The sequence below is a fragment of the Cryobacterium cryoconiti genome, assembly GCF_004403065.1.
GTDB lineage: Bacteria > Actinomycetota > Actinomycetes > Actinomycetales > Microbacteriaceae > Cryobacterium > Cryobacterium cryoconiti.
On record NZ_SOHA01000030.1, the window covers coordinates 1 to 12,296 of the forward strand.

The 12,296-nt window shown below is 68.9% G+C and carries 9 protein-coding genes; 6 read left to right on the forward strand and 3 right to left on the reverse strand.

The genetic code is table 11. From position 1 onward, the window contains the following. The first annotated feature begins 170 nt into the window (after positions 1 to 170). The 3 genes from ddaH (at position 171) to E3T49_RS10000 (ending at position 5,146) form a co-directional block, all read left to right on the forward strand. A complete protein-coding gene (gene ddaH, locus E3T49_RS09990) occupies positions 171 to 1,016 on the forward strand; it encodes a dimethylargininase (protein ID WP_134424770.1) in 846 nt (281 codons plus the stop codon). Positions 1,017 to 1,571: 555 nt separating this feature from the next. Further along, positions 1,572 to 3,344 (forward strand): ABC transporter ATP-binding protein, encoded by a 1,773-nt coding sequence (locus E3T49_RS09995; protein WP_134424777.1) that lies wholly within the window; start codon positions 1,572 to 1,574, stop codon positions 3,342 to 3,344. Beyond that, positions 3,341 to 5,146, forward strand: a complete 1,806-nt coding sequence (locus E3T49_RS10000) for an ABC transporter ATP-binding protein (protein WP_134424771.1) — start codon at positions 3,341 to 3,343, stop codon at positions 5,144 to 5,146. The genes E3T49_RS09995 and E3T49_RS10000 overlap by 4 nt, the downstream gene beginning before the upstream one ends. 135 nt (positions 5,147 to 5,281) lie before the next feature. Here E3T49_RS10000 and E3T49_RS10005 read toward each other — a convergent pair whose 3' ends face one another. The 3 genes from E3T49_RS10005 to E3T49_RS10015 all read right to left on the reverse strand — a co-directional run bounded on the left by E3T49_RS10005 (position 5,282) and on the right by E3T49_RS10015 (position 6,595). Next, positions 5,282 to 5,728 carry a cupin domain-containing protein gene (locus tag E3T49_RS10005; protein WP_241972754.1) on the reverse strand — a complete coding sequence of 149 codons (447 nt, stop codon included), beginning with the start codon at positions 5,726 to 5,728 and terminating at the stop codon, positions 5,282 to 5,284. Between the two features lie 64 nt (positions 5,729 to 5,792). After that, a complete protein-coding gene (locus E3T49_RS10010; RefSeq protein ID WP_134424772.1) occupies positions 5,793 to 6,116 on the reverse strand; it encodes an MGMT family protein in 324 nt (107 codons plus the stop codon). Positions 6,117 to 6,142: 26 nt separating this feature from the next. Beyond that, positions 6,143 to 6,595, reverse strand: coding sequence for a GNAT family N-acetyltransferase (locus tag E3T49_RS10015; protein WP_134424773.1), 453 nt, complete (start codon positions 6,593 to 6,595; stop codon positions 6,143 to 6,145). Positions 6,596 to 6,771: 176 nt separating this feature from the next. On the opposite strand from E3T49_RS10015, the gene E3T49_RS10020 reads away from it, so the two are divergent. The 3 genes from E3T49_RS10020 (at position 6,772) to E3T49_RS10030 (ending at position 12,145) form a co-directional block, all read left to right on the forward strand. Next, on the forward strand, positions 6,772 to 7,986 hold the full coding sequence (locus tag E3T49_RS10020; protein WP_134424774.1) for an NADP-dependent isocitrate dehydrogenase: 1,215 nt from the start codon (positions 6,772 to 6,774) through the stop codon (positions 7,984 to 7,986). 217 nt (positions 7,987 to 8,203) lie between these two features. Continuing rightward, positions 8,204 to 10,135, forward strand: coding sequence for an oxidoreductase (locus tag E3T49_RS10025; protein ID WP_134424775.1), 1,932 nt, complete (start codon positions 8,204 to 8,206; stop codon positions 10,133 to 10,135). A gap of 87 nt (positions 10,136 to 10,222) precedes the next feature. Beyond that, on the forward strand, positions 10,223 to 12,145 hold the full coding sequence (locus E3T49_RS10030) for a heavy metal translocating P-type ATPase (RefSeq protein WP_134424776.1): 1,923 nt from the start codon (positions 10,223 to 10,225) through the stop codon (positions 12,143 to 12,145). The last annotated feature ends 151 nt before the right edge of the window (positions 12,146 to 12,296 follow it).

The window sequence follows — 12,296 nt, forward strand, 5'->3', positions numbered from 1 at the left end:
CGCCGCTGCGCGCGTGGCACGCCGCGCGCGGTGCGGCGCACGACCAGCGCGAGAGCCTGAGCCGGGCAGCCCGTCGCCCGCGAGAGTGCCCGTTCCGGTCGAGAGTGACCGGCGCAACGGGCACTCTCGACCGGAACGGTGACTGTGGGGTTGAGCCCTACACTGGCGGGATGGGAACCGCCGACTCCGAAACCTGGCCCGCCGCATCCGTTGCCGCCGCATCCGTTGCTTCTGCAACCGTTGCCTCCGGGGCCGCCCCTCGGCGGGCGCTCGTGCGCCGGCCGGCGCGAAACCTGGCCGAGGGTCAGCTGACCCACATCACGCGCAGCCCGATCGACCCTGACCTGGCCGACGAGCAGTGGCGCGGCTACGTGGCGGCACTCACGAACGAGGGCTGGGAGACCATCGAGGTCGAACCGGCCCTTGACCTGCCCGACTCCGTCTTCGTCGAGGACGCCGTCATCCTCTTCGGCGACCTGGCCGTCGTGGCCAGCCCCGGCGCCCTCAGCCGCCGCGACGAAACCCCGGCCGCCGAGGCCGCCGTGCGTGCCCTGGGCCTGACCGTTCACCGCATCGAGCTGCCCGGTACCCTCGACGGCGGCGACGTGCTCAAGGTCGGCCGCACGGTCTACGTGGGCCAGAGCCGGCGCACGAACGCGGAGGGCATCCGTCAGCTGCGCGCCCTCCTCGAGGCGCGCGGCCACACGGTCGTCGCGGTGCCGATCACCAAGGTGCTGCATCTCAAGACCGCCGTCACCGCGCTGCCCGACGGCACCGTGATCGGCTACCGGCCGCTGATCGACGACCCGAGCCTGTTCCCGCGATTCCTGCCTGTACCCGAGCCGGAGGGCACCGCCGTGGTCGTGCTCGACGCCGCGACCCTGCTCATGTCCAGCGCGGCTCCGCGCTCCGCGGCCCTGTTCGCCGGCCTCGGGTATAGGGTGATCGCAGTCGACATCTCCGAGTTCGAGAAGCTCGAGGGCTGCGTCACCTGCCTGAGCGTGCGGGTGCGCTGACACCCGCCACCCCCGCCAGATGCGGCCCCTTGATCGCCCGGCGAAGGTGTTTTGTCCGCATTTGGGCGGTTGCGTACGAGGCCGGGGAAACGTATCCTGAAAGGCTGCCTGATCAGGGGGGCACAGCTCAGACACGACGCGCTCAGGAGGCCGACATGACACAGACAGCATCGTTCACGCTCGCAACGTACGCGAACGACGGCGCCCGCATCGGCGCAGCCATCTCGTTCCCGCGCAGCGCTTAGAGCCTCCGCCCCGCCCCGACGCCACCCGTCCGCTCACTCCCGGCCGCTCACTCCCGGTCGCTGACGGCCGACGCGCCTCACGCCGGCAGCCACGCTGCCGCCACCGGAAGCATCCTGGCTTCCCCCACCCCGGCCGGCCCGATTCCGGCCGGCCTCCCGACGCCCTACGGCGCCGTTCGCCTGCACCAGACTCGTTCAGGACTCATTCGTGACCACGCTCACTGACCACAGCCATCCGCCCGATCCCGACCCCGCAGCGGGACCCGGCTCCGCCACCGACCCGGCGCGCCGGAACACCGTCCAGGTGCTGATGCGCCTCTACCCCTTCGCCCGCCCGGCCCTGCCGCGCCTGGCGCTCGGCATGCTCGCCGCCCTGCTCGCCGCGCTTGTGGCGCTCGCCATCCCGCAGGTGCTGCAGCGCCTCGTCGACGGAGCGCTGACCCGGCAGGACGCCTCTCAGATCTGGCCGGCCGTCATCGTCGTGCTCGTCCTCGGTGTGATCGAGGCGGTTTTGATCGCCCTGCGCCGCTGGTTCGTGCTCGGACCCGGCACCCACATTGAGGCCCGGATGCGCAACGCGCTCTACGCCCGGCTGCAGGACCTCCCGGTGACGTTCCACGACAAGTGGCCGAGCGGCCAGCTGCTCTCCCGCGCCGTCAGCGACCTCAACCTGATCCGCCGGTGGATCTCGTTCGGGCTCGTGCTGCTGATCGTGAACGTGGTGACGATCGTGATCGGCGCCATGATCCTGGTGTCGATGAACTGGATCCTCGGCGTGATCTTCCTGGTCTGCTCCGTGCCGCTCTGGATCGTCGGCTACCTGTTCGAGGAGAAGTACTCCGTCGTCGCGCGCCGCAGCCAGGACCAGGCCGGCGACCTCGCGACGGCCGTCGAGGAGTCGGTGCACGGCATCCGGGTGCTCAAGGCCTTCGGGCGGGGCAAATTCGCGCTGAAGAACTTCTCCGACCAGGCCGAGAGCCTGCGCGGCACGGAGATCGAGAAGGCACGCGCCATCGCCGGCATCTGGCTGTGGCTGCTGATGATTCCGGATGTGGCCTTCGCCCTCTGTCTCGTTGCCGGCGTGTGGCTGGCCAGCCAGGGCGAGTTCAGCGTCGGCGGGCTGGTGGCGTTCTTCGCCACGGCCACCGTGCTGCGCTGGCCGATCGAGTCGGTCGGGTTCCTGCTGTCGATGACCTTCGACGCCCGCACGGCGACCGACCGGTTCTTCGACGTGCTCGACGCGCCGAACGCGATCACCGACCCCGAGCATCCGGTCACGATTGACCGGCCCAGCGGCCGCCTGGCGTTCGAGCGTGTGCACTTCCGCTACCCCGACTCGCCGAGCCGTTTCCCGGATCTGCTCGACGGCGTGGACCTGGTGCTCGAACCGGGGGAAACCATGGCGCTGGTCGGCCTGACCGGCTCCGGCAAGTCAACCCTGACGGCGCTCACCACCCGCCTCTACGACGTGACCGAGGGGGCGGTGACCCTCGACGGGGTCGACGTGCGCCACCTCGGCCGCGAGGAGCTGCGCCGCCACCTGTCGATGGCGTTCGAGGATGCGACGCTGTTCTCGGCATCCGTGCGCGACAACGTGCTGCTCGGTCGCCCCGAGTGGGCCGAGCGCTCGCCCGAAGCGGATGCCGCACTCGAGGAAGCGCTCATGGTCGCCCAGGCCGGCTTCGTCCACGACCTGCCGGAGGGCGTGGACACGCTCGTCGGCGAGGAGGGGATGAGCCTGTCCGGCGGCCAGCGACAGCGGATCGCGCTCGCGCGGGCGGTGGCGGCGAAGCCCGCCGTGCTCGTGCTCGACGACCCATTGTCGGCGCTCGACGTGGACACGGAATCCCTCGTCGAGGCCGCGTTGCGCGAGGTGCTGTCCTCGACCACGGCGCTGATCGTGGCGCATCGGCCATCGACCGTGATGCTCGCCGACCGGGTGGCCCTGCTCGAGAACGGGCGCGTCACCGCCGTCGGACGGCACTCCGACCTGCTTCGGGAGAGCGAGCACTACAAGTTCGTGATCTCGAGCCTGGAAGACGAAGAACGACGAGAGTCAGCGCGAGAGGAGGTGGCGCGATGAGTGTCATCGGTGTCGAGGGGGAAGACCGCAGCAATTTCACCGCCGCGGAGAGCAAGCAGATCCGGCGCCGGTCGCTGCGCCTGCTCGGGTCGCTGCTGCGCCCCGTGCGCTGGCCCGTCGTCGCGGCGATGCTGATCGTCGTCGTCTCCACGGCCGCGCAGGTGGCCGGTCCGGCCCTGATCGCGTTCGGGATCGACCGAGGCCTGCCCGCCTTGATGGAGCAGGACTGGGTGCCGCTCGCCGCGACCGGAGTGGTCTACCTCGCCACGGGCGTGGTCGGGGCCTTCCTGATCGCCTGGTACACGATCATGTCGGCCAGGATCAGCCAGGCCGTGCTGATCGACCTGCGCAAGCGGGTCTTCCTGCACACGCAGCGGCTGAGCCTCGAATTCCACGAGTCGTACACCTCGGGCCGCATCATCTCCCGGCAGACCAGCGACCTCGACGCCATCCGGGAACTGCTGGACTCCGGCATCAACCAGCTCGTGCAGGGTCTGCTCTACATGGTGTTCACCGCGATCGCCCTGTTCCTGCTCGATGGCACCAGCGGGCTGGTCCTGCTCGCGTCGATCGTGCCGCTGGCCCTGCTCACCCGCTGGTTCCAGGTGCGCTCGCAGACGCTCTTCCGCCGGTCGAGAACGGCGTCGGCGAGCCTGATCGTGCAGTTCGTGGAGACCATGACGGGCATCCGTGCGGTCAAGGCCTTCCGGGCCGAGAAGCGCAACGAGAAGGTGTTCGGCGAACTGGTCGAGGACTACCGGAAGGTGAACAGCCGGGTCATCCAGCTGTTCGGCATCTTCGACCCGGGACTCGTGTTGATCGGCAACGTGGCCGTCGCGGTCGTGCTGCTGGTCGGCGGGTTCCGTGTCGTCGACGGCCAGCTCGCCATCGGCGCGCTCCTCGCGGCGCTGCTCTACACCCGCCGGTTCTTCGACCCGATGGAGGAGATGGCGATGTTCTACAACTCCTACCAGTCGGCCGCCGCGGCGCTGGAGAAGATCTCCGGGGTGCTCGAGGAACACCCGGGCGTGCCGGATCCGGTGACCCCGGTGGACCTCTGGGCGGCGAAGGGCGCGGTCTCGTTCGAGGGTGTGCAATTCGCCTACCAGAGCGATCGGGTCATCCTGCCGCGATTCGACCTGTCGATTCCGGCCGGGCAGACCATCGCCCTGGTCGGGTCGACCGGGGCCGGCAAGTCCACCCTGGCCAAGTTGATGGCGCGCTTCTACGACCCGTCGGAGGGGCAGGTGACCCTCGACGGCGTCGACCTGCGCGACCTGCATCCCAAGGACCTGCGCCGGGCGATCGTGATGGTCACCCAGGAGGCCTACCTGTTCAGCGGGTCGGTCGCCGACAACATCTCGATCGGCAAACCGGATGCGACGCCCGCCGAGATCGTGGCCGCGGCGAAGGCCGTCGGTGCGCACGACTTCATCGCAGGACTGCCGAACGGGTACGACACCGACGTGAACAAGCGCGGCGGGCGCGTCTCCGCCGGGCAGCGCCAGCTGATCTCGTTCGCGCGGGCGTTCCTGGCCGACCCGGCGGTGCTGATCCTCGACGAGGCCACCTCGAGCCTGGACATCCCGAGCGAGCGCCTGGTGCAGCAGGCCCTGCAGACCCTGCTCGGGGGCCGCACCGCCGTGATCATCGCGCACCGGCTGTCGACCGTGGCGATCGCCGACCGGGTGCTGGTGATGGAGCACGGTCGCGTCGTCGAGGACGGCACGCCCGACCAGCTGATTGCCGGCACCGGCCGGTTCGCGCAGCTGCACGCTGCCTGGCGCGACTCGCTGGTGTAGTCGACGGGTCTCGCGTCGGCGGGTCTCGCGCTTCGCGGCGCACCCTGCGGAAGTGGGCGCACGGTAGAACGTGCGCCGGCCTCCACAAGGTGCGCCGCGACGGTGACGGATGCGGGCGGTGAAGCGGGTGCGGGGTTAGGCGAAACCCCACGCCTTCTCTTCATCGCTCGAGGCGTCGGAGAGCGGCGTGCCCGACAGAGGTCGGTTGGAGGCGACCGGCCCGAGCGGGTGGTAGCCAGGGTCCCGCGGGGTGACGGGTGCCTCTTTGAGCTCGACGAAGATCGCGTGCGACGGTGTGCTGCCGATGTTCAGGCCGGCATGCTCCTGGGCCGGCAGCCAGCGGGTCTCGCCGGCGGGCAGTTCGACGTCGATCTCGCGCCCCTCCGACGACAGGCGCCGGGCGTAGGCGTTGAGGGTGATCATGACGCTGTCGGGATGCTCATGGGGATTGGTCTCGTCGCCGGGGGCGTCGAGGAACTCGAGTACGCGAACGCGGTCGTTCTCGAGGAGTACGCGGTAGGAGCCCGGGTCGGTGACGAGGGGATCGAGGGCCGTGTGTGCGGCGGTGTTTTCGCTGTCCATGCGAAAAAGGTAACACCAGAGATGGCCCGGAGCCTAGGCTTTGCGGGCAACCCGGCCGGGATCGCTATGCCGGAGTCCAGCGTGCCGCCGGGTAGTCGATTCGGTAGCCGTCCGGTGCGGCCTGCAGGGGCGTGCCCTCCGCGTTGTAGTGGGGAAGTGCGCGCTCCTCGTGCCCGATCGGCGGGTGCCCGCCGGCCCGGATCACCCGCCACCACGGCAGGTCGGCGCCGTGGTGCGCCAGGATCTGCCCGACCAGTCGGGCGCCTCGCGAACCGAGCACCGCCGCGACGTCGCCGTAGGTCATCACGCGACCGGGCGGGATCGATTCCACGATGCCGAGAACGTGGAGGACGAACCCGGGTTCCCGGGTGGCGGCATCCGCCGTCATCGGGTCGGCTTCGTTATGGTCGCCGGTCAGAGCTGCAGCGCGCCGATGGTCTCGCCGTAGGCGGTCTGGCCGACGTCGCTGAAGCCGAGGTGGTGGAAGAATTCCTCCGGGCCCTCTTCACCGGGCTCCCAGATCACGGTGATGTGGTCGAACCCGCGCTTGCGGGCCTCGGTGGCCAGTGCGTCGGCGGCGAATTTGCCGACGCCCTTGCCCTGGGCTTCCGCATCCACGTTGATGCGCCAGATGCAGGCGCGGAATTCCTCGTGCTCGGAGTCGGGGTCGAAATTGCCGTGGATGAACCCGGCGACCTCGCCGTCGAGCACGACGACGCGCTGCCAGGCGGTGGCCGGGTTGATGACGGATGCCGCGACCGCGTACGAGACCGGGGCGATGAACTGCTCCTGCCCGGGTTTCAGGCTCAGGCTATTCGCCGCGACGATGTTGCGCGCGGACAGTTCTTCCAGACGTAGATCACCCATGCGAACAGGCTAACGTGCGCCGGAGCTGGTCGGGTAGTCGGTTTTTCGGACGACACGGCGGCAGGAGCATGCCGCCCGGGACATCCGTAAAAGTGTCTCGATGTCAAGATAATTACCGGCCTCCACTAGAATCGGTGTGGCTGTTCTTGCCCCCCGATATTCTGAGGAGATTTCCATTGGCGAAGATCAAGGTTGAAGGCACTGTCGTCGAGCTCGACGGGGACGAGATGACCCGCATCATCTGGCACGCGATCAAGGAGACCTTGATCCACCCGTATCTCGACATCGACCTCGAGTATTACGACCTGTCGATCCAGAAGCGCGACGAGACCGACGACCAGATCACGATCGACTCGGCCCGGGCCATCCAGAAGCACGGCGTCGGCGTCAAGTGCGCGACCATCACGCCCGACGAGGCACGCGTCGAGGAATTCGGCCTGAAGAAGATGTGGGCCTCGCCCAACGGAACCATCCGCAACATCCTCGGCGGCACCATCTTCCGCGAGCCCATCATCATCTCCAACATCCCGCGCCTCGTGCCGGGGTGGAACAAGCCGATCATCATCGGCCGCCACGCGTTCGGCGACCAGTACAAGGCCACCAACTTCCGCTTCGAGGGGGAGGGCACGCTCAGCATGACCTTCACCCCGAAGGATGGTTCCGCGCCGCAGGAGTTCGAGGTCTTCCAGGCCCCCGGCAGCGGTGTCGCGATGGGAATGTACAACCTCGACAACTCGATTCGCGACTTCGCCCGCGCGTCGCTGAACTACGGCCTCGAGCGCAAGTACCCGGTCTACCTGTCCACCAAGAACACGATCCTCAAGGCCTACGACGGACGCTTCAAGGACATCTTCCAGGAGATCTTCGACGCCGAGTTCAAGGCCCGCTACGACGCGGCCGGCCTCAGCTACGAGCACCGCCTGATCGACGACATGGTCGCCTCGGCCATGAAGTGGGAGGGCGGCTACGTCTGGGCCTGCAAGAACTACGACGGCGACGTGCAGTCCGACACCGTCGCGCAGGGCTTCGGCTCACTCGGCCTGATGACCAGCGTGCTCTCCACGCCCGATGGCAAGGTCGTCGAGGCTGAGGCCGCGCACGGAACAGTGACGCGTCACTACCGCCAGCACCAGCAGGGTAAGCCCACCTCGACCAACCCGATCGCCTCGATCTACGCCTGGACCCGCGGCCTCGCGCACCGCGCCAAGCTCGACGGCAACCCGGCGCTCGCCGAATTCGCCAACACGCTCGAAGACGTGGTCATCAAGACCGTCGAGAGCGGCAAGATGACCAAGGACCTCGCTCTTCTCGTGGGCCCGGAGCAGGCCTTCCAGACGACCGAGGAGTTCCTCGCGGCCATCGCGGAGAACCTCCAGGCGCGCCTGGCGTAACCCGCCCGCCGAAGAAAGGCCCCGACCGGATGGTCGGGGCCTTTCTTTGTTCGCGGGAGGCCGCCTCGGGGCCGGGCCGAGGGCGAACGAGGAGTGGGGTCCGTCCCGGCTCTAGAGTTGGAACCACTCACGTACTCGCCACTTGCTCCACGTTCCACCCGCAGGAATGGGCCCCAGGCCGACGATGACACCAGAAATCGTTCATAGGGGAATCACCATGGCACTCTTCAATCACGTTCTCGCTCCCGGCCGCATCGGCACCCTCGAACTTCCCAACCGGGTCATCATGGCCCCGATGGGTACCGAGATGGGCACGCACGACGGGCTTTTCACCGAGCAGGAGATCGCCTATTACACCGAGCGGGCCCGCGGCGGCACCGGCCTGGTGATGACGGGAATCAGTGCCGTCTCGCAGGACTACGAGGTCATCAACCCCGGCCTGTGCCGGGTGGACACGGACGCGAGCCTGCCGGGACTGACCGCCCTCGCCGAGTCGATCCACGCCGTCGGCGGCCTCGTCTCCCTGCAGCTCACGGCCGGCCTCGGCCGCAACCTCAACGTGATCGATCCTGACCGTGCGCCCATCTCTGCCTCGGACAACCCGCACTACGCCGACCCGAGTGTGGTGTGCCGCCCGTTGGAGGTCGCCGAGATTCAGGTGCTGGTGCGCCGCTTCGGCGAAGCCGCCGCCCGGGCCGCCGCGGCCGGAATCGACGCCATCGACATCCACGGCCATACCGGTTACCTCATCGACCAGTTCATGAGCGCGTGCTGGAACCGCCGCACCGACCTGTACGGCGGGTCGGTCGAGAACCGCTGTCGCTTCGCCGTCGAGATCATCGCGGCCGTGCGCGCGGCCGCTCCCGGCCTGCCGATCAGCTTCCGGCTGTCCGTGAACCACCGCTTCCCGGGCGGCCGCACCACGGAAGACGGCCAGGCCATCGCCGTCGTGCTGGCCGCCGCCGGTCTCGACCTGATCATCGCCGACGACGGTTCCTACGAGGCGATGGACTACGTCTTCCCGCCCTACTATCTCGGCGACGCCTGCATGGTCCCCGCCGCCCGGGCGCTCAAGGACGTCGTGGACATCCCGGTCATGGCCGTCGGCAACCTCACCCCGGAGAACGCGGAGGCGGCACTTCTCGCCGGTGACGCCGACTTCGCCGGCATCGGCCGGGGCCTGATCGCCGACCCCGAGTGGGCCGGCAAACTCGCCGGCGGGCGCCGCGACGACATCCGTCCGTGCATCCGCTGCAATTCGCTGTGCGTCGGCAACGCCTTCTTCGCCCTGCCCCTCGGCTGCGCGGTCAACCCCCAGGTCGGTTTCGAACGCGAGCGCCGCATCGATCCGGCCCCCGCGGCCAAGCGCGTCGTGATCATCGGCGGCGGCCCCGGAGGCCTGGAAGCAGCCAGGGTCGCCGGGCTGCGCGGGCACACGGTCGAACTCTACGAGGCAGACACCCAACTCGGCGGCGTCCTGTGGCCGGCCGCGACGCCCGACTTCAAGAAGGAGCTCCGTGCCATGATCGGCTGGTGGGAACGTCAGCTGGCGAAACTGCCGGTCACCCTGCACCTGGGGCACCCGATCAGCGCCGACTCCGCCGAGCTCGACGGTGCGGATGAGATCGTCGTCGCGACCGGTTCCCTGCCGCTGCTCCCTCCGATCGACGGCATCGACGGCCCGAATGTGATCGACGTGCTCGAGTTCCACCGGGGCGCGCCCGTCGGGCCGCGCGTGGTCATCGCCGGCGGCGGGCTGTCCGGCTGCGACGCGGCGCTTGAACTCGCGGGCCAGGGCCACGAGGTCACGATCGTCGAACTCGCCGACGAACTGGCCCGCGACATGATCATCATCAACCGGATCACCCTGCTCCGCCAGCTGGCAGAGGGGGGTGTGCGCATCCTCACCGGGCACACCGTCACCGCGATCGATATCGACGGGGTCACCGTCTCCGGCGCCGACGGTGCCGACGATGTCGCCCGCGTGGACGCCGACACCGTCGTGGCCGCTTTCGGAGTGCGACCCAACACCGCGCTCACGCTGGCGCTCGCCGGCCGCGCCAACGTGCATCCGCTCGGCGATTGCGTGTCCCCGGCCAAGGTCGGCGACGCCGTCAACGCGGCATTCATGGTGGCGCTCGCACTCTGAGATCGGATCAGGGCCACCTCGACACCGGCCGCACAGGGGAGCCTTTCCTTGCTGGCGCCCGCCTGCAGACGGAGCGAGACTTGGGGTATGTCCAGTCTTGTTGCGGCCATTCGTCGGTACCCTCTCGTCGCCACGACCGTGTTACTCGGGCTCGTCGGCGCTGTGCTGGCCCTGTTCGGCCAGACGGATGCCGTGCGCTGGCTGTTCAGCGGATTCGGTCTGCTGGTCGCCGGTTACGAAACGATCGGCATGATGCGACGGCTGCGACACGGCACCTTCGGGATCGATGTGCTGGCGATCATGGCCATCGTCGCCACGGTTCTGGTCGGCGAGTACGTCGCCACCCTCATCATCGTCTTGATGCTGACCGGTGGCGCGGCCCTGGAGGACTTCGCCGTGAACCGCGCCAAGCGCGAGCTCGACGCACTGCTCCGGCGGGCCCCGCAGATCGCGCATCGGCTGATCGGCGGCAACACAACCGACGCCGGGGACCACGGAAACGGCGAGGTGGAAGACGTGCCCGCCACCGAGGTGCGGCCGGGCGACCTGCTCCTCGTCCGCCCGGCTGAGATCGTGCCGGTGGACGGCGAGCTGGTCTCCGTCAGCGCCGCGTTCGACGAGTCGTCGCTGACCGGAGAAAGCCTCCCGGTGGAACGCCAGGCCGGCGACGCCGTGCTGAGCGGGTCGATCAACGGCCAGGCCGCCGCCACCATCAGGGCGACACGGTCGGCCGCCGACAGCCAGTATCAGCAGATCATCGCGCTGGTCGAGGAAGCCGCGGCCAGTAAGGCCCCGGTGGTGCGCCTGGCCGACCGCTACGCCGTTCCGTTCACGGCGGTGTCGGTCTCGATCGCCGGTCTCGCCTGGATCATCAGCGGCGACCCGGCCCGGTTCGCCGAGGTTCTGGTGGTGGCCACCCCCTGCCCGCTGCTGATCTCCGCACCCGTCGCATTCATGGGCGGGATGAGCCGGGCCGCGCGCAACGGCATCATCGTCAAGGGCGGCGGCGTGCTCGAGATGCTCTCCCGCGCCAAAACCGTCGTCTTCGACAAGACCGGCACGCTCACCCACGGCACACCGACCATCGCCCGGGTGCTGCCCCAACCCGGCTTCGGCGAGGATGAATTGCTTGCCCTCGCCGCATCGGCGGAGCAGTACTCGTCACATGTGCTCGCGGCATCCGTTATCGCGGCGGCCCGCAGCCGCGGGCTCGAACTCACCTCGACGGAGACCGCGAACGAGGTTCCGGCGCACGGCGTCGTCGCCCGTTTGGGAGACCGCGAGGTGACCGTCGGCAAGCTGTCCTACATTCGTGACCGGGCACCGGATGCCGTGGCCGCGCCGCTCGAGGGCGGCGAACTGGCGATCTACCTCGCCGTCGACGGCCGGTTCGCCGGGAGCATCGTCGCCAGCGACAGTCTGCGGGAGAACGCACCGCAGACCATGGCCGACTTCCGTGCCCTCGGACTGAGTGACACCGTGATGCTCACCGGGGACGCCCGGCCCACCGCCGAGCACATCGCCGCACTGGTCGGGATCGAGCACGTGCAGGCGGACTGCCTGCCCGTGGACAAGGTCAACGCGGTGAAGGGCCTGGCCAAACGCCCGGTGATCATGGTCGGCGACGGCGTGAATGACGCCCCCGTGCTGGCCGTCGCCGATGTCGGCATCGCCATGGGCGCGCGCGGGGCCACTGCCGCGAGCGAGTCGGCGGACGTCGTCATCCTGATCGACGACCTGACCCGCACGGCGCGGGCGGTCGCGATCGGCCAGGACACCATCCGGATCGCACTGCAGAGCATCTGGCTGGGGATCGCCATGAGCCTCGGTCTCATGCTGCTGGCCGCGTTCGGTTTCATCCCGGCCACGGTCGGAGCCCTGCTGCAGGAATTCGTGGACCTGGCCACGATCCTGAACGCGTTGCGGGCGATCGGCGGCCGCCGGGATGCCGCGGTGAAGGCCCAGCTCGCCGCTCGCGAGCCCGTGTCGGCCGGCGTGCTCACCCGCTGACCCCGGCACTGAACCAATTCGACGGAGAATTTCGGCGAGAAGGGCATTTAGGGCTGGGGTGACCCGATGTTTCCGGACAGTCCTTCGTAGAAGTTGAGATTGGATGGACTTATGGCGCATCGAAAATATGGGCGGTACACGCCCGAGCTCC

Bases quoted from the DNA above. Each gene is read 5' to 3' on its own strand.
- ddaH (WP_134424770.1), top strand. From the start codon at position 171: ATGGGAACCGCCGACTCCGAAACCTGGCCCGCCGCATCCGTTGCCGCC.
- E3T49_RS09995 (WP_134424777.1), top strand. From the start codon at position 1,572: ATGCGCCTCTACCCCTTCGCCCGCCCGGCCCTGCCGCGCCTGGCGCTC.
- E3T49_RS10000 (WP_134424771.1), top strand. From the start codon at position 3,341: ATGAGTGTCATCGGTGTCGAGGGGGAAGACCGCAGCAATTTCACCGCC.
- E3T49_RS10005 (WP_241972754.1), bottom strand. From the start codon at position 5,728: ATGGACAGCGAAAACACCGCCGCACACACGGCCCTCGATCCCCTCGTC.
- E3T49_RS10010 (WP_134424772.1), bottom strand. From the start codon at position 6,116: ATGACGGCGGATGCCGCCACCCGGGAACCCGGGTTCGTCCTCCACGTT.
- E3T49_RS10015 (WP_134424773.1), bottom strand. From the start codon at position 6,595: ATGGGTGATCTACGTCTGGAAGAACTGTCCGCGCGCAACATCGTCGCG.
- E3T49_RS10025 (WP_134424775.1), top strand. From the start codon at position 8,204: ATGGCACTCTTCAATCACGTTCTCGCTCCCGGCCGCATCGGCACCCTC.
- E3T49_RS10030 (WP_134424776.1), top strand. From the start codon at position 10,223: ATGTCCAGTCTTGTTGCGGCCATTCGTCGGTACCCTCTCGTCGCCACG.